Genomic DNA, 16,636 nt, shown 5'->3' on the forward strand with positions numbered 1-16,636 from the left:
TTATGACAAATGAAATCATTACTTCGATACAAAACCCTCTGGTAAAGCGATTGCACCAGTTGCTGTCTCGCAAAGGTCGGGAGGAGCAACAGCGTTTTCTCGTGGAAGGGGCGCATCTGGTAGAGGAGGCGTTAAAAAGCGGGGCGGAGGTAGTCACGGTTATCTACGATCAGCAGCGTGACATGGAACCTGCCTGCCAACGTGCACTGGCTAATCATCCGGAAGCTGTTCAGGTCATTGCTGCATCAGAGGCAGTGCTGGCGAAGCTATCCGAAACCAAGTCCCCACAAGGAATTGTAGCCGAAGTGAAAAAAACAGCAGCAGATTGGGCCGAATGGGTAGATAAGAAGAGACAGGAACAAGACAGCTTGTTGCTTCTCTTTTTGGACGAAATACAAGACCCGGGTAACCTCGGCACGATCTTGCGTACAGCAGAAGCCGCAGCAGTCGATGGTGTCGTACTTGGAAGTGGCAGTGTGGATATTTACAATGGAAAAGTAGTACGGGCCACAATGGGAGCACTGTTCCGTATCCCGGTCTTTACACAGTCGTTAGTCGAGACGGCAGATGAATGGAAGGCAAAGGGAGGGCGAGTTCTGATCTCTTCCTTGGAGCAAAACAGTGTATCCTATGACGAGGCTGATTATGCTGGTCTGACGGCATTGGTCATCGGCAATGAAGGAAGAGGCGTCTCTAAAGAGATGTTTGCCAGGGCAGATCAATTCGTTCACATCCCGCTTTATGGCGGCGCAGAGTCATTGAATGCAGCAGTTGCGGCGGGAATTTTTGTCTATGAGGCACAGCGCAAAAGAAAAGATCGGCATGTCTAGCCGATCTTTTGCTCGTTCTTTTTCTCTTTATACTCTTCGCGCGCGAGTTGCCATTGATCTTGCGCCATCCGGATAATGCCGCTCTCAATGGTGTGGTTGCGAAAGGCGAGTGCCTTGCCAAAATACTTGATGGCTAAGTCAAACTTTTCGAGTCTGCGGTAGAGCTCACCAATCAAGTACAGCAAGCGGACTTCGGTCATTTCCTTGTCGCCGCGTGTATAGTCGGAATGAATATACGATTGTTCATATTCTTCCACGGCCATATCGATAAACCGCATTTCTTCCGTGACATTTTTCTGGAATCGATAAAGCCATGCGAGGCGCAAATACAGACCCGCTTTTACGGAATGGGGCTGATCCGTTAGTTCAGCTGCGTAAATGGCCAGTTTGTAGCTGACAATGGCTTCTGGTACATGACGAACATTGCCAAAATCTTTTGGCGTCCATTTCGAGGAGATTTGTTCATCCACAATCTGCTTTTGCCAAGGGGCGAGCTTGTCCCGGAATTGATCCGTAAAGGCGAAGCCGCATTCAGGGCAGACATTGACGGTATATATAATGGGATTTAAAGATTGCTCTTTAAAAGTGGTATAAAAATCGCTGTCGCGATGAAGCATCGTCAACGTGCCGCTTCTGATCCTTTTGGTCGAAAAGGTCGCTTGGCAATGGCGACAGTTGCTTGTCTTATCGTAAAGGGCGGAAACATTATCAATCATGTCAAAATCCCCTTTCGAATGGGTAACATACACATGAAAGCACTCTCTTGATATGTAACATTTGTAGAATTGAAAGTTCTCTCTTGTTGCGCTATAATTTTCCTTACGTCACAATTATAACGTAAAGCGATGACGGAGACTAGTACGCAGGACCTATCTGTTTTTTCAGGGAGAAGATGTCACAGACTGCGAGCATCTTTAACATGATAGCTGCCGAATTCACTCCAAAGCCGCACTCTGAACCGCTTTTCGCGCAGTAGGAGCAGCCGGGTCATACCCGTTACCAATGATCTGAAGTGAGACAAATGTCTCTTTCCACTAGTGATATTGTCATGTATTTGTCACAGGCTGGAAGCGAATTGTCTAACAAGGGTGGTACCGCGAGAAAAAAGTAACTCGTCCCTTTTCTGGGGCGGGTTTTTCTTTTTTTTTACAAACGAAAAAAGGAGCGATTCGAAGTGCAAACTCGGTTGCAAGAAATGAAAGAGTCCGCACTGGGCCAAATCAGCCAAGTGACAGAAGCCGCACAACTTCAGGATTTGCGCGTCAAATACCTGGGGAAAAAGGGCGAGTTGACAGAACTGCTACGCGGTATGGGCGGCCTTTCGCCAGAAGAGCGTCCAGTTGTCGGTCAATTGGTAAATGAAGTAAGGGAAGCACTGGAGGCAGCGTTCTCCGGCAAACAACAAGCATTTGAAGAAGCGGCTCTCTTTGCCAAGCTTTCTTCTCAAACGATCGATGTGACACTGCCAGGGCGTCCAGTACCAGCAGGCACCATGCACCCGCTCTCTCGGATCATTGAAGAGATCGAAGACATTTTCATCGGCCTGGGCTTCGAGGTGGCAGAAGGTCCTGAGGTCGAAATGGACCACTTCAACTTCGAGATGCTGAACCTGCCGAAAGATCATCCGGCGCGCGATATGCAAGACACGTTCTACGTCACAGAAGAGCTACTGCTCCGTACGCAGACATCTCCTGTGCAAGCACGTACGATGCTGAAAAAAGAAGGCAAGACCCCACTCAAAATGATTTGTCCGGGTAAAGTGTATCGCCGCGATGATGACGATGCGACACACTCCCACCAATTCACGCAGATCGAGGGTCTCGTGATTGATAAAAAAATCGGGATGAGTGACTTGAAAGGGACCCTGTTAACGTTTGCTCGTCAAATGTTCGGGGAAAACCAGCAAATTCGTCTGCGCCCAAGCTTCTTCCCGTTCACGGAGCCTTCCGTAGAAGTAGACCTGCAATGCTTCAACTGCGGCGGTCACGGTTGCCGTGTATGTAAGCAAACAGGCTGGATCGAGATTTTGGGTGCTGGTATGGTTCACCCGCGCGTACTGGAAATGGCCGGCTACAACCCTGAGGAAGTCAGCGGATTTGCATTCGGTATGGGTGTAGAACGAATTGCGATGCTCAAATACGCGGTGGAGGACATCCGCCATTTTTATACCAACGACGTTCGTTTCCTGCGTCAGTTCAATCGAGGCTAGAGAGGAGAGGCAAAGATGAAGGTATCGTACCAATGGTTATCTGAATACGTCGATCTGAGTGGAACGACGCCCCAGGAGCTGGCTGAAAAGCTGACTCGTAGCGGGATTGAAGTAGACGCAGTTGAATCGCGCAACGCAGGTGTATCCGGTGTTGTGATCGGTTATGTAAAAGAACGCAGCAAGCACCCGGATGCAGACCGTCTAAACGTATGCGTCGTTGATGCAGGACAAGGAGAAGACCTGCAAATCGTTTGTGGGGCAGCGAACGTAGACAAGGGACAAAAAGTTCTCGTTGCCCTGATCGGTGCAAAGCTCCCGGGTGGTTTGAACATCAAGCGTTCCAAGCTGCGCGGTGTAGAATCTCAAGGGATGATCTGCTCGGCAAAAGAACTGGGCTTAAACGACAAGCTTCTGGCAAAAGATCAGCAAGAAGGCATTATGGTCTTGCCAGCGGATGCGGAAATCGGAATGGATGCTGTTTCGTACCTCGGCCTGGATGACTATGTGCTGGAATTGGGACTGACACCGAACCGTTCGGATTGCTTGAGCATGCTGGGGGTTGCTTACGAGGTAGCCGCTATTTTGGGCAAAGAAGTGGTATTCCCGCAAATCGAGCTGACCGAAAATGGTGGCGACAACCCGGTCCAAGTCAAGATCGAAGCGACGAATGAAAGCTATCAATACCATGGTCGTCACTTCACCAACGCCCAAATCGCGACATCTCCACAATGGATGAAAAATCGCTTGATGGCAGCGGGAATTCGTCCGATCAACAACGTAGTAGACGTAACGAACTACGTCCTGCTCGAATACGGTCAGCCGCTGCATGCTTTCGATGCGACACAGGTAGCTGATCGCTCTATTGTCGTTCGACTGGCAAACGAGGGCGAAAAGCTCGTGACATTGGACGATCAAGAGCGCACGCTGGATGAGCAAACCTTGCTGATTGCCGACCAGACCAAAGGCTTGGCGATCGCAGGGGTAATGGGTGGAGCGAACTCCGAAATCACTGGCGAGACGAGCGAAATCATTCTCGAAGCAGCTTGGTTCACGCCAAAAACAGTACGCCGCACAGCTCGTATGCTCGGCATGCGTACAGAAGGCTGCGTACGTTGGGAAAAAGGCGTTGACCAAGCACGTGTGCAGGAAGCGGGAGAGCGCGCTGCTGCTCTGATTCAGCAATTGTCTGGGGCAACGGTATCCAAAGGAATCAGCTCTGCTGTTGTAAGCGAAGCTGCGCCTGCTGTTGTTTCCGTTACGCTTGCAAAAATCAATCAGCATCTCGGAACCGACATGTCGGCGTCTGATGTATCGCCGATTTTCGAGCGTCTGCAATTCCCGTATGATGTAGCGGGCGACAAATGGACGGTAACCGTTCCAACGAGACGTGGCGACATTACGCTGCCAGAGGATTTGGTGGAAGAGGTTGCACGTCTGTACGGCTACGACAACATTCCGACCAGCTTGCCTTCTGGTTCAACCACACAGGGACAGTTGACAAAAGAACAGCAATTGCGCCGTACGATCAGGCATCATTTGATTGGTACTGGCATGAATGAAGCGATTTCCTATGCACTGGTTCATCCAGATCGTGTTGAGGCAGTAGCGGGTCTGCATCAGGAGAGAGTAAACCCTGTTGCGCTCATGATGCCAATGAGTGAAGACCATAGCGTATTACGCACGAGCTTGATTCCTAGCCTCTTGGAAACAGTCGCTTACAATAAAAACCGCCAAAACCACGATGTTGCGATTTTCGAATTGGGCCGTGTGTTCTTGACGAAGGAAGAAACACTCACACAGCTTCCAGAAGAACGTCTGTATGTAGCGGGTGCATTGACTGGACAATTGCTCACACAAAACTGGATGGGCGCTAAGCAGCCTGTTGATTTCTTCCAAACCAAAGGGATTGTCGAATCACTCTTCGCTCGCTTGGGTATCCAAGGTGCCGAGTACAAAGCCGTCCAGGACATCGCAGGTATGCACCCAGGACGTACCGCGGAAGTATGGGTAGGCGAAAACCGTCTAGGGTACCTGGGGCAAGTTCATCCGGGCACAGAAAAAGCGTATGATCTGTCCGAAACGTATGTATTCCAGTTTGATGTAGCTACTTTGATTGATGTAGCTGCTGAGGTAGGGCATTACAATCAATTGCCGAAGTCCCCAGCGGTAACGCGTGACTTGGCTCTTGTTGTGGATCGCAGTGTAGCTGCTGGTGCATTGGAAGCAACGATTCGTGAAGCGGCAGGTGAGTTGCTCGAGTCCGTCACCCTGTTCGATGTATACATGGGTGAGCGTATTGCCCAAGATAAGAAGAGCATGGCATTTGCCCTCGTATTCCGTCACGCAGAGCGTACTTTGCAGGACGAAGAGATTCAACAAGTGACCAGTGCTGTCATCGAAGCCCTGAAAAACAACACAGGCGCTGAACTGCGCATGTAAGATTGCTTGACGAAATCTGACATTTTCAGTAACCTAAAAAAGGATAAAGTAGAGCAAAGGTCGCAGTAGGGAGGTACCTCTCGTGCAAGGTGATGGGAAAAATCGTTTGACGGTGGACATCTTTGGCCAACAATACCGGCTCAGTGGAAAGGCAAGTGTCAATCACATACGCATGGTGGCCGGTTTCGTTGATGATAAGATGAACGAAATCGCAAACGGCAACCATCGACTGGATACTGCCAAAATTGCCGTACTTTCTGCGGTCAATATCGCGGATGAATACTTCCGCTTGCGTCAGGAGTACGAAGAACTGCTGAAAATCATTCAGGAAGAGGCAAAGGCTAAACCGATAGATTAAGGAAAAGAGGGGCTTGAATGCCTCTCTTTTTTTCACGTTGTAGGTAAAAGGAGAAGAGCCACCCCGTTTTTGATGGGATGGCTCTTTGTCGCATTTTGCCTATGTCTCCTGCTTGTTCCCGGCATCCCCATTGCGCACGTCCATGTGGGTTTTGATCGGGATAAACAAGTCGATGATCCCGATCACCAAGGAAGCCAGAAGCGCTCCAAGAATCGTTACGCGGAAGCCAGAGACGATGAACTGAGTGAGATAAATCACGACGGCACTGACCAAGAAGCCGATAATACCACGATTGTACGGCGAAATTCGATCTCCGAAAATGGCTTCTACGGCCCAGCCAATCAGAGCGATGACAACGGCCGCGAGCAGAGCTGTCCAAAAACTGCTAACCGAAAAGCCGGGGACCAGAAAGCCGACAAACATCAGGACTACGGCAGCGACGATAAAGCGGACGATATGGCGCATGATCGTCAAGTGTACTCCTCCTTTAGAGTTGTTTCACCTTACATTCTCTCACGCAAAGAGTAGATCTATGCCCAACGAAACCGTGTAAAATTATCCTTCGCCGATGATGCCTGTCTGAGGCTATCCGTTGCCCAAGTTTTCTAAGCTCCGCAGCCATGCTATAATGGGGAGATATCGTAATGATTGCCGGTATAGACCGTCGCTCCCGCCCGCACGGTACAACGGTCGCCGCTGGATAAAGAAGGAGGAGCACAGTGGAACAACGGGTTTTAAAAACGTTAGAATACGATAAAATAGTCGCCCTGTTGATTGACAAGGCATCTTGCACATATGGTAAAGAAAAAGCAGCAGAGCTGATTCCATTTTTACGCTTGGATGAAGTCATAACCGCTCAGCAAGGGACTGAACAAGCAGCGACCGTGTTACGCCTGAAAGGCAGCGTGCCTCTCGGTGGCATTCGCGATATTCGCGGTCCCGTACAGCGCGCCAGATTGAACGCCATGCTCGCCCCGATGGAATTGCTGGATATCGCCAGCACCGTAATGGCTGGACGCAGGCTCAAAACGTTTTTGCTCGATATGTGTGAGGATCACGAGCTGCCATTATTGCAACAGCAGGCAGAGCGTATTGAGGGCCTGCGCGAGTTGGAAACCGAAATTCGTCGCTGTGTTGATGAAAATGGCGATATTTTGGACAGCGCGAGCCTTGAATTGCGACAGGTACGTCAGGAGATTAGACAGGTCGAGTCGCGCATTCGTGAAAAGCTCGATCAAATGACACGTTCGTCTACGTACCAAAAAATGCTGATGGAAAACATCGTTACAATTCGTGGCGATCGTTTCGTTATTCCGGTGAAGCAGGAGTATCGTTCTGTATTTGGTGGAATTGTTCACGATCAGTCTGCATCTGGGGCGACGCTCTTTATCGAACCGGAAGTGATCGTCGAGATGAACAACAAGCTTCGCGAGCTTCGCTTGCGCGAGGAACGTGAAGTAGAGCGTATTCTGTATGTGTTGACGGAGCAGGTATCCTTTGCGGTAGAGGCTTTGATCGAGAATACAGAAGCGCTGACGGAGCTTGATTTTATGTTTGCCAAGGCTCAGCTTGCCTGGAGCATGAAGGCGATCTGTCCACGCATCAATGATCGCGGGTACGTTAACATGCGCAAAGCGCGTCATCCACTCATTCCACGAGAAGTTGTCGTTCCTGTAGATGTGGAGCTGGGTGGAGAGTATCAGGCGATTGTTGTGACAGGCCCGAATACAGGCGGAAAAACCGTTTCCCTCAAAACAATCGGACTGCTGTCCTTGATGACCATGGCAGGCTTGCATATTCCGGCAGAGGAAGAGAGCGAGATGACCGTATTCTCCTCCGTTTTTGCCGATATCGGGGATGAGCAATCCATCGAGCAGAGCCTGTCTACGTTCTCGAGCCATATGACCAATATTATTCAAATCTTGGCGAAAATGGACGACAAGAGCTTGGTTCTGTTTGACGAGCTAGGCGCAGGAACAGACCCGACAGAGGGTGCTGCTCTGGCCATGTCTATCATCGACCATGTGATTGATTCCGGCGCGAGATTGGTCGCAACGACTCACTACAGTGAATTGAAGGCGTATGCCTACGATAGACCCGAAGTCATCAATGCCAGCGTGGAATTTGACGTACAGACGCTGCGTCCTACTTATCGCTTGCTTATCGGGGTGCCAGGTAGGTCCAACGCATTTGCCATCGCAAGACGTCTGGGATTGCCGGAACACATCATTGATGTCGCACGTGGCTCGATCAGTGAGGAAGACAATCAGGTCGAGAGCATGATTGCTTCGTTGGAGCGCAATCGCAAGTCGGCGGAAGCGGACAGGTTGGCGGCAAAAGCGGCACGCGAGGAAGCGGAAGAGCTGCGTAGACGGCTGGAAGAAGAGCGCGCACAATTTGCCGAAGAGAAAAACAAGCGAATGGAGCGAGCAGAAGACGAAGCGCGAATTGCCGTCCAACTCGCAAAAGAAGAAGCGGAAACGATCATTCGCGAGCTGCGCGAAATGATGGCAGAAGGCATGGAAATCAAGGAGCATCGTCTCATCGATGCGAAGAAGCGCTTGGGCAATGCCGTTCTTGAGCTAGAGAAGGAAAAGGTGAAGAAGCCGGCAAAAGCAGTTCGTGCCACACAGATCAAGGTGGGCGACGAGGTAATGGTGACGAGCTTTGGACAAAAAGGAACCGTGCTGGAAAAGGTAAACAATGAAGAATTCCTCGTGCAGATCGGGATTATGAAAATGAAAGTGAAGCGCGATGATATGCATGTACAAAACTCGATCCAGCAAAAACCGCAAGCGGCTCCGTACACCTCTGTGAAGCGTCGCAGTGACAATATCAAGATGGATCTCGACTTGCGCGGCTACAACGTCGAGGACAGCATTCGAGAAATCGATCAGTTCTTAGATGACGCGCTGTTGGCAGGCTTGCACTCGGTTTCCATTATTCACGGACACGGGACAGGGGTACTGCGCAAAGGCGTGCATGAGTATTTGAGAAATCATCGTAATGTAAAATCCTTCCGCTTAGGTGGTCAAGGAGAAGGCGGCGTAGGTGCTACCATTGCCGAATTGAAATAAGAGGTCGGGAGGGACATATGGAAAACCTTCTACACAATCCATATTTTGCAACTGCAGCTTATTTTACTGTGTCTGGACTGGCGATGGTTTTATTCTTAGCCATTTTTGAACTAGTGACGCGTTATCGTGTTTGGGAAGAATTGAAGCGTGGGAACATGGCAGTAGCAATGGCAACAGGCGGGAAAATTTTTGGGATCGCGAACATTTTCCGTTATTCCATTCAGGCGCATTTGTCTTTGGGCGAGGCGTTGATTTGGGCGACATTCGGATTTTTCCTGTTGTTGTCTGCGTACTTCATTTTTGAATTCATGACTCCTACCTTTAATGTTGATCAGGAAATTGCCAAAGATAACAGGGCCATTGGCTTTATTGCGATGGTCCTGTCCATCGGTTTCTCGTATATCATAGGGGCATCCTTGCCTCGTTAGACGGGTTGAACGTTATTTCAAACGAGAGTATAATTTGATTTGGCGAAAGAGTACCAAACTATTCTGCCCAATCAAAGTCCTTTTTACGAAAAAGAGGACAAGCCAAGATTGTATGGGGGAGGAACAGCCTTGGAAACGTTGTACAAGGTCCTCATTGGATTGTGTGTGCTTTTTATCGCTGCAGGTGTTTACTACCTGTCCTAAAAATATGCGCAAGTTGGCCGCGTGACTTTTACAGTCATACGGACCTTACTTAGAGTGTGAAAGAGGAGATACGCAATGACTCAACCTGTACGCGTAGCTGTTGTGGGATTGGGGTTTGTAGGCTTGCCGTTGGCGCTTACCTATGCCATGAAAGGAGCAAACGTCATCGGTATTGACGTCGTACCGCATGTCGTCGATGAGATCAATGCGGCACATTCCCATCACCTGGAGTCCTATCAGGGAAAAACGTTGCCAGAGATCCTCAAAGAGCAGATTGAAGCAAAACGTTTCCGTGCAACGTCTTCCTACGAGGAAGCTGCTGCGGAAGTCCATAACTATATTGTAACAGTCGGATTGCCTGTTCATAACGGCGATCCTGATCTCGGACCGCTGAAAAGCTGTGCACAATCGCTCGGTCGCGTACTGAAAAAAGGCGATACCATCATGATCCGCAGTACCGTCGTACCAGGAACGACAGAAGATGTAATTCTGCCGATTTTGGAGGAAACAAGCGGTCTCGTTGCTGGTGTCGATTTCTACCTGACATACTGCTCGGAGCGAATTGCAGAGGGGCGTGCTTTTGAAGAGTTCATCCATATGCCGCTCGTTCTGGGTGGCATCAATGAACAAAGCGCTGAAAAAGGAAAAGAGTTGTTGTCCTTCATCAGCGAGACGGACATCACGATCACGGATATCCGTGTAGTTGAGACAGCAAAAGTCATCGAGAACATCCAGCGTGATGTGAACATTGCGATGGTACAGGAATTTGCTCGTTTCTCCGAGGCATTCGGCATCGATACGTTCGAGCTGATCAAGGTTGCCAATACGCACACGCGTGTAAACCTGTTATCGCCAGGACCGGGTGTAGGCGGCTTCTGCTTGCCGAATGCGCTGTACTACTTGCAGCCGAAGGCACGCGAATTGGAAGTAAACATGCCGATTCTGCAACTGGCTCGCAATACGAATGATGCAGTACCTGAAGTGTTGATCAGCATGCTCGAGCAAGCCTTGAAGAAAAATGGCAAGACATTGGCAGGAAGCCGCGTAGCTGTATTGGGGATGGCGATGAAAGACTTTTCCAATGACGACCGCGTAAGCCCTGTCCACGATCTGATCAAGCTGCTCATTACAAAAGGAGTAGACGTTCGCTCCTACGATCCGGCTGTTCCGACTGTGTATGATCATAAGGTTGACAGTCTGGACCAAGCAGTGAATGGAGCAGATGCGTTGTTCCTGACTGCTGTGCAAAAGGAGTTTGCTGAGGCGGATTGGGCTGATGTCGCTGAAAAGATGGCTGACGCGCCGATCCTCTTCGATACGAAGAACCGGATCCCACGTGACCTTGTCAGCAAGGCGACTGTGGTGCGCATTTAATTCTTGAACAAGTTACACTGATTCATACGAGAAAACCTCTCTAAACGCACGTAGAAGCGTTTGGAGAGGTTTTTTTCATAAAGTAGTGAACCATATTGAACGAGAGAGCCAATACAAGGTGTATACAATTTCAGGGGGCCCTCCGATGAATGATCAAATGTTAGAACTGTGGCTGGACCGTTTGCTTGATGGAGACCAAGAAGCTTTTGAGGTGGTCTACAGCATGACACGGACAAAAATTTACGGTACCGTAGCAGCCATGGTCACGAATAAAGAAGATGTTCATGATATTGTAAGCGAAATCTACTATCAGTTATGGCGATCACTGCCTGCCTATGATCGCAAGCGTCCGTTTCTTTTCTGGGTGAATGGGATTGTCATTAGACAGGTGAAAAACTGGCGTAGACAGATTTGGAGAAGATTCCGTCTGTTGGAACGAAAACAGAGCTTGGAAGAAGAACAACATGTCGAAACGCCGGATGAGCCAATGCTTGCGATGGAGTCTGTCACAGAGATGCAGCAAGTAATCCAAAAGCTGCCATTCAAGCTGCGGATTGTCGTGATTTATCGGTATTACTACGATTATACGTACGATCAGATTGCCGAACTGCTGCAAATACCTGTGGGGACCGCAAAATCGAGAAATCATCTGGCATTAAAGCGAATCCGCGAGTGGATTGACGTCGAATGGAATGAGGAGGAACTCCAAACATGTCTATCGAAAAAATCATAAAACAGTCACTCACCAAGCAAATTGACGAAACCACGATCCCTGATGAACTCGACCAGCGCGTCAGGCAGTCCTTTCATCGCTATCACGAAAAAAAGGAGCCTGTAACGATGAAGAAAAAATTAGTTATGATGGGATTAGTTGCTGCTATTATACTGCCGACTGGAGTATATGCGGCTTTAAATGGAACCTCTTATTTTGCAGACAATCCAAAAGACTTGAACAATTTGGTGGGTGAAGAGGTTAAGCGAGCAGCGGCAAAAGGGTTGTCCATTCCGATCGATCAAAAAATTACCGATCAGGGGATTACGATTCATTTTACGGAAGTGTATGCGGAAGATAGCAAAGTTCTGCTGCACTATCGCATTGAACAACAAAATGGAGAACTGGTGCCTTTCGAATTTGATACGACAGGTTTAGATGTGGTAGGCGAAGCAAATGGCAATCCCGTGTACCAGGAAAAAGGCTTGGAAGGTACAAGTGTCCTAAACTTTTTCGGGACCAAAGAGGATAATATGCCTTTCTACTTAACAGACGAGTCCGGTAAGGAAGTAGAGGTGGGAATAGCCGATCATAACAAGCCAGAGGGCGTTCTTGCCTTCTCAACGCTTGAATCCAAGCTACCACAACCACTCACTTTAAATATCGATGTGAACCGGATCGGCAAAACAAAGGGCAACTGGAAGGGACAATTTATTGTGGACCAGAGCAAAGCCAAAGAAGCAACAGAGGCTGCGAAGTAGAGAAAAAAATTGGGTCACGTATAATAAGCCTCGTAAATGGCAATAGTAACCGAGGTAAGACAATATTTCAAATGTCATGTAAGGGTTACATGCTAGGAGGCAAAAATGGAACGTGGAAGAGTAAAGTGGTTCAACAGTGAAAAAGGTTTCGGTTTTATCGAGCGTGATGGTGGAGATGACGTATTCGTTCACTTCTCCGCTATTCAGGGCGAAGGGTACAAATCCTTGGACGAAGGGCAAGAGGTTGAGTTTGACGTAGAAAACGGTCAACGAGGTCCTCAAGCGACGAACGTTCGGAAACTATAAAAGCTGAAACGACAAGCAGACTCAGATGATGGGTCTGCTTTTTTATTTGGCTTTTAAGTAGCTGCAGTGGGGAAAGAAGTGAATTTCCAGTCTACGCTGCGGCCTACGCCCAGCCCAAAGAGGGATTGACTGTCCGCTTCGGAATGAATCACGGGAGCGCTTCAAAAATCTCCCGCCAAAATGGAGAACGGAAGAACTGATCTCAGCCCTTCCGTTCCTCCCTTATCTTTTAAAAAAATTCAGCACCTGACGCCAGGTTCAGCATGGCGCGCATCGTTTTGTACATATCTTGCGGGTTGGCTGCGTTGTAATAAACCATGTTTGTTGCTGGTTCATAGCGCGTTCCCGGGACAATTGCGGCCATCTCTGCTTGTCCTGCATGGGAGAATTCCATCGCCAACTCTACAGGTACAGCTGTACGGAATGGCTGGATGTTGTTCCGGTTGCGCAAGGCATTGGCCGTCTTGCGCTTCAGTTCAGCGGTCGCTTCTTCACGCGAGAGACAGATAGCAGCCGTGCGGGATACAGCTTCCTTCACGATCGCTGTTTGAATCCCTGGAATCAGTTCCTGTGCCTCGACGGCGATGAGATTATCACCAGACACCATGACAACAGGAACGTTGTGCATGCCCGCAATCGCTGCGTTAAAGCCGAACTCACCCACGACTTGTCCGTTAATATACATATTGTGAACTACACCTGACATCGTATGACTGAGCACGCCAGGAATCCCTTGACGGGTATGATAGCCGATAAACATCGCAGCATCAAAGCTCTCATCGAGTCCCTGCATCATAGATGAATCGCGTGGAGAACCTGCCAACAGTCTCGCTTTAGGATGCAGCTTTTCCCAGAGAATGTTGTTCATCGTGTTGTGACTGTCTGCTACAACAATCTCCGTTACGCCAGACTCAAGTGCAGCTTCAATAACCGCATTGGCATCGTCCGTCATAAACTGGCGACCACGCTGATAGTTAACCCCCGAATCCGGGTTAATATAGCTCGTATCCACAATGCCTGAAATACCTTCCATGTCTACCGAAAGAAATAGTTTCATCTTCATTTTCACCCTTTCTGTCTGGAGCAGCTTGCTATACAAAATAGTTCCAATTCATATGTAACCAGATTGATCATGAGTAGGCAACCATAAAAACAGATTCTTCAAACAAATCATATGAAAAAAAGCACGATGCTCGCTGTTCGCGTTTCACCGTGCTTTTCGTCATTTCAGTAACGTACGATAAAGAGCAACAATTTGTTCGGTCATGAGTTGAATGGTAAAAGTGGACTCTACTTTTTTTAGCGCGTTTTGCACCATGGTCTCACGCAACTGTGGTGAAGTCCAAAGCCGTTCCATTGCTTGCGCCAACAAAGCCGGATTTCCCGGTTCGACGATCAGCCCCGTTTCGCCATCGAAAACAAACTCTTTCACACCGCCGACGTTGCTGGCTACGACAGGAACCTCCGAAGCCATCGCCTCGATAATCGTATAACCTAGCCCTTCGTACAAAGAAGAGTGGACAAAGCCATCTAACGCATGCAAGCACGCAGGAATATCTTGCCGAAATCCAGCAAAGCGAACATGCGATTCCAGCCCCAATTCTTTTACCTTGGCTTCGAGAGCAGCACGTTCAGAGCCGTCTCCGATCAACACGAGATAAGGGGCCTCTTTCTTGTCCGTCACAAGCGTATGAAAAGCATCGAGCAGAATCGGAAGGCCTTTCACGGGAACAAAGCGAGCTGCTGTTCCGAACAAAAAGGCATCCTCTGGTATGTTCCATTCCGCACGCAGTCGATTGCGGTCATTCTCCCGTAAATGGTTTTGCCGATAAGGCTTCATGTCCATTCCGTTATAAATCACGCTAATGTCAGACGAGCGAATACCCTGCCCCCGCAAAATATCGGCAATCGCACCACTGATCGCGATATAATGACGGTTCCAATGTCTCGTGCTCATTTCCATTATGCTGACAATGGCATAGGCCAAGGAGCTTGTATAATCATAACGGAGTGAGCTGTGAACAGTGGTTAGTAAAGGCACCTTCATACCGAGAGCTGCCAATCGGGAAAAGAAATTGGCTTTAATCCCATGCGTATGGATAATCGCTGGCTGGAATGTGGAAAAGGCATTCCGCAGAACCTGTAGCAATCGTAAGTCAAAACGTCCGAACTGATTCAGTGTAATGACTTGGACCCCTGCTTCCCGCAATTTACTCGCGAAAAGAGAATCATAGAAGCATACGACTGCGACATCTACTTCGTCGACTGAAAAAGTAGTGACCAAATTGAGAATATGTTGTTCAGCACCGCCAAATTCCCCCCCGCCAATCACGTGGAGGACTCGTAATTTGCTCATCTGAATTCACCCGAATCGTAATTAAAAAACCCCTACTGAGGTATGTACATGGAGGCACGACCGAATAGAGGCGGTGTACCGAAAAAATGAACGATCATTTATAAACAAAGCCATTTTCACTATAGCAGATGCCTGCTAGATTCGCAATAAGACAGCACTTATGGTATCGTTGATGATGGAAAATTGAAATGGAGAAGGACGGTTACGTAAATGAATACGCACAACGTGTTGATCATATGCTACATATTTCCTCCTATTGGTGGAGGCGGCGTGCCTAGACCGTTGAAAATGGCCAAATATTTGGGGGAGTTTGGCTGGAATGTCCATGTGCTGACAGTAGATCCTGCTTATCATGCAACACTCGATCCATCCCTTTTGGCACAGTTGCCGAGTGATGTCGCCATTCACCGTGCAAAGGAGTGGCAGTTGCTGCCGAATCGAGGGGGACAAGCTGCATCAGCAAGTGCCAATACAACGTCCACACCATCACAACCGTCGTTTAAGGCGAAGGTAAAAAAACAGGTCGTCAATGTGCTGAAAAAAGTAAAGCCATACTTGTTGATTCCAGACGACCAAATCCTGTGGATGCCGAATGCGCTTAAGCTGGGACGAGAAATTATGCGCCGTGAAAAGATCGACGTGATTTTTTCTACATCGGGACCTGTAACGAACCATTTGATTGCGAAAAAGCTTTCCCGTGAGTTTGGGTGCAAATGGGTAGCAGATTTCCGTGATCCATGGACGCAAAATATGCACACCTCTGGCATCGAATGGCGAGAGCGCATGGAAGAGCGAATGGAGGAGGCAGTGATGTCCCAAGCGGATGCGATCACGACCGTTACCGCAACCTTCGCCTATAATTTTCGCGAGAAGCACCAGGATCGCATCAAGCGGATGGAGCTGATCTACAATGGGTTTGATCAGGCAGATTTTCAAGGGTTGGCTCCCAGCCATGCTGCTCCGGACAAATTTCATGCGGTGTACGCAGGTATTTTGTATCAAAAGCGCAACCCGCGCTTACTCTTGCAAGCCATCCGGGAACTCATCGATGAAAAAGCGGTGGACCGAAATGATCTCTTGCTCAGCTTTGCCGGGGTGTTCGATTATCCGGGGTATTCCGAAAATCGCGACTGTGTAGATGCATTGGGTCTGGATGACATCGTTCGCGTATTGGGGAACCTGCCGCATAAAGAAGCACTCGGATTAATGAAAGGCGCGAATGCCCTCTTGCTGATCGGGGATGTGTCCGCTGACGCCGGAGCGTATATTCCGGGCAAGCTCTACGAATACATGGGGATTGGCAACCCGATTCTTGCTCTGAACAAAAGAGGCGAAGCGACAGAGATTATTGAAGATTTCCGTCTCGGGCAAGTAGCCGATCCAGAGCAAAAAGACGAAATCAAGCAAGCGTACCTGAAGTTGTATCAGGAGTGGAAAGCCCAAGGACAAACGGGTAGTGAAGAACGCGGAGCGGATTTTGCAGAGCGTGTGAAACCGTACGAGCGCCGTGAACAGGCGAAGCAATTGGCGCAATTGATGGATGAACTGGTAAAGAAATAGGACAGCATAGCCCCGGAGCCAT

General features: G+C 48.9%; 15 protein-coding genes. 11 read left to right on the plus strand and 4 right to left on the minus strand.

Features of this window, described 5'->3' with window-relative positions; all coding sequences use genetic code 11:
• The first annotated feature begins 2 nt into the window (after positions 1–2).
• A complete protein-coding gene (locus ASG16_RS16150; RefSeq protein WP_056496208.1) occupies positions 3–830 on the plus strand; it encodes a TrmH family RNA methyltransferase in 828 nt (275 codons plus the stop codon).
• Here ASG16_RS16150 and ASG16_RS16155 read toward each other — a convergent pair.
• Positions 827–1,546 (minus strand): DUF2225 domain-containing protein, encoded by a 720-nt coding sequence (locus ASG16_RS16155; protein WP_056496205.1) that lies wholly within the window; start codon positions 1,544–1,546, stop codon positions 827–829. The genes ASG16_RS16150 and ASG16_RS16155 overlap by 4 nt on opposite strands.
• Before the next feature lie 458 nt (positions 1,547–2,004).
• On the opposite strand from ASG16_RS16155, the gene pheS reads away from it, so the two are divergent.
• The 3 genes from pheS to zapA all read left to right on the plus strand — a co-directional run bounded on the left by pheS (position 2,005) and on the right by zapA (position 5,836).
• On the plus strand, positions 2,005–3,039 hold the full coding sequence (gene pheS / locus ASG16_RS16160) for a phenylalanine--tRNA ligase subunit alpha (RefSeq protein WP_007728518.1): 1,035 nt from the start codon (positions 2,005–2,007) through the stop codon (positions 3,037–3,039).
• A gap of 15 nt (positions 3,040–3,054) precedes the next feature.
• Complete coding sequence (gene pheT, locus ASG16_RS16165) at positions 3,055–5,478, plus strand: phenylalanine--tRNA ligase subunit beta (RefSeq protein WP_056496203.1); 2,424 nt, start codon at positions 3,055–3,057, stop codon at positions 5,476–5,478.
• A gap of 82 nt (positions 5,479–5,560) precedes the next feature.
• Positions 5,561–5,836 carry a cell division protein ZapA gene (gene zapA, locus ASG16_RS16170; protein ID WP_007728510.1) on the plus strand — a complete coding sequence of 92 codons (276 nt, stop codon included), beginning with the start codon at positions 5,561–5,563 and terminating at the stop codon, positions 5,834–5,836.
• 99 nt (positions 5,837–5,935) lie between these two features.
• Here zapA and ASG16_RS16175 read toward each other — a convergent pair whose 3' ends face one another.
• Complete coding sequence (locus tag ASG16_RS16175; protein ID WP_048031948.1) at positions 5,936–6,310, minus strand: phage holin family protein; 375 nt, start codon at positions 6,308–6,310, stop codon at positions 5,936–5,938.
• Positions 6,311–6,555: 245 nt separating this feature from the next.
• Between ASG16_RS16175 and ASG16_RS16180 the strand changes: the two genes are divergently transcribed.
• The 6 genes from ASG16_RS16180 (at position 6,556) to ASG16_RS16205 (ending at position 12,698) form a co-directional block, all read left to right on the plus strand.
• Entirely contained in the window at positions 6,556–8,913 is a 2,358-nt protein-coding gene (locus tag ASG16_RS16180) for an endonuclease MutS2 (protein ID WP_056496200.1), read from the plus strand.
• 17 nt (positions 8,914–8,930) lie between these two features.
• The gene (locus ASG16_RS16185) at positions 8,931–9,341 is read left to right on the plus strand and encodes a DUF350 domain-containing protein (RefSeq protein ID WP_048031950.1); all 411 of its coding nucleotides are present in this window, start codon (positions 8,931–8,933) and stop codon (positions 9,339–9,341) included.
• Between the two features lie 279 nt (positions 9,342–9,620).
• Positions 9,621–10,919, plus strand: coding sequence for a nucleotide sugar dehydrogenase (locus ASG16_RS16190; RefSeq protein ID WP_056496197.1), 1,299 nt, complete (start codon positions 9,621–9,623; stop codon positions 10,917–10,919).
• Between the two features lie 145 nt (positions 10,920–11,064).
• On the plus strand, positions 11,065–11,652 hold the full coding sequence (locus ASG16_RS16195; protein ID WP_056496194.1) for a sigma-70 family RNA polymerase sigma factor: 588 nt from the start codon (positions 11,065–11,067) through the stop codon (positions 11,650–11,652).
• Entirely contained in the window at positions 11,631–12,392 is a 762-nt protein-coding gene (locus ASG16_RS16200) for a DUF4179 domain-containing protein (protein ID WP_056496191.1), read from the plus strand. The genes ASG16_RS16195 and ASG16_RS16200 overlap by 22 nt, the downstream gene beginning before the upstream one ends.
• A gap of 105 nt (positions 12,393–12,497) precedes the next feature.
• Entirely contained in the window at positions 12,498–12,698 is a 201-nt protein-coding gene (locus tag ASG16_RS16205; protein WP_012685372.1) for a cold-shock protein, read from the plus strand.
• 229 nt (positions 12,699–12,927) lie between these two features.
• Here the strand turns inward: ASG16_RS16205 and ASG16_RS16210 are convergent, their stop codons facing one another.
• Together ASG16_RS16210 and ASG16_RS16215 are read right to left on the minus strand one after the other, a co-directional pair.
• A complete protein-coding gene (locus ASG16_RS16210; protein ID WP_048035739.1) occupies positions 12,928–13,755 on the minus strand; it encodes a M55 family metallopeptidase in 828 nt (275 codons plus the stop codon).
• A 165-nt stretch (positions 13,756–13,920) separates the two neighbouring features.
• Complete coding sequence (locus tag ASG16_RS16215) at positions 13,921–15,054, minus strand: glycosyltransferase (RefSeq protein ID WP_056496187.1); 1,134 nt, start codon at positions 15,052–15,054, stop codon at positions 13,921–13,923.
• 210 nt (positions 15,055–15,264) lie between these two features.
• Between ASG16_RS16215 and ASG16_RS16220 the strand changes: the two genes are divergently transcribed.
• The gene (locus tag ASG16_RS16220) at positions 15,265–16,614 is read left to right on the plus strand and encodes a glycosyltransferase family 4 protein (RefSeq protein ID WP_056496183.1); all 1,350 of its coding nucleotides are present in this window, start codon (positions 15,265–15,267) and stop codon (positions 16,612–16,614) included.
• Positions 16,615–16,636 lie beyond the last annotated feature (22 nt).

It is taken from the genome of Brevibacillus sp. Leaf182 (genome assembly GCF_001423865.2).
GTDB classification, from domain to species: domain Bacteria; phylum Bacillota; class Bacilli; order Brevibacillales; family Brevibacillaceae; genus Brevibacillus; species Brevibacillus brevis_C.

What these genes read in the sequence shown, in the direction of transcription:
- ASG16_RS16150 (WP_056496208.1), top strand. Translation starts at nt 3, where the DNA reads ATGACAAATGAAATCATTACTTCGATACAAAACCCTCTGGTAAAGCGA.
- ASG16_RS16155 (WP_056496205.1), bottom strand. Translation starts at nt 1,546, where the DNA reads ATGATTGATAATGTTTCCGCCCTTTACGATAAGACAAGCAACTGTCGC.
- pheT (WP_056496203.1), top strand. Translation starts at nt 3,055, where the DNA reads ATGAAGGTATCGTACCAATGGTTATCTGAATACGTCGATCTGAGTGGA.
- ASG16_RS16185 (WP_048031950.1), top strand. Translation starts at nt 8,931, where the DNA reads ATGGAAAACCTTCTACACAATCCATATTTTGCAACTGCAGCTTATTTT.
- ASG16_RS16190 (WP_056496197.1), top strand. Translation starts at nt 9,621, where the DNA reads ATGACTCAACCTGTACGCGTAGCTGTTGTGGGATTGGGGTTTGTAGGC.
- ASG16_RS16195 (WP_056496194.1), top strand. Translation starts at nt 11,065, where the DNA reads ATGAATGATCAAATGTTAGAACTGTGGCTGGACCGTTTGCTTGATGGA.
- ASG16_RS16200 (WP_056496191.1), top strand. Translation starts at nt 11,631, where the DNA reads ATGTCTATCGAAAAAATCATAAAACAGTCACTCACCAAGCAAATTGAC.
- ASG16_RS16205 (WP_012685372.1), top strand. Translation starts at nt 12,498, where the DNA reads ATGGAACGTGGAAGAGTAAAGTGGTTCAACAGTGAAAAAGGTTTCGGT.
- ASG16_RS16210 (WP_048035739.1), bottom strand. Translation starts at nt 13,755, where the DNA reads ATGAAACTATTTCTTTCGGTAGACATGGAAGGTATTTCAGGCATTGTG.
- ASG16_RS16215 (WP_056496187.1), bottom strand. Translation starts at nt 15,054, where the DNA reads ATGAGCAAATTACGAGTCCTCCACGTGATTGGCGGGGGGGAATTTGGC.
- ASG16_RS16220 (WP_056496183.1), top strand. Translation starts at nt 15,265, where the DNA reads ATGAATACGCACAACGTGTTGATCATATGCTACATATTTCCTCCTATT.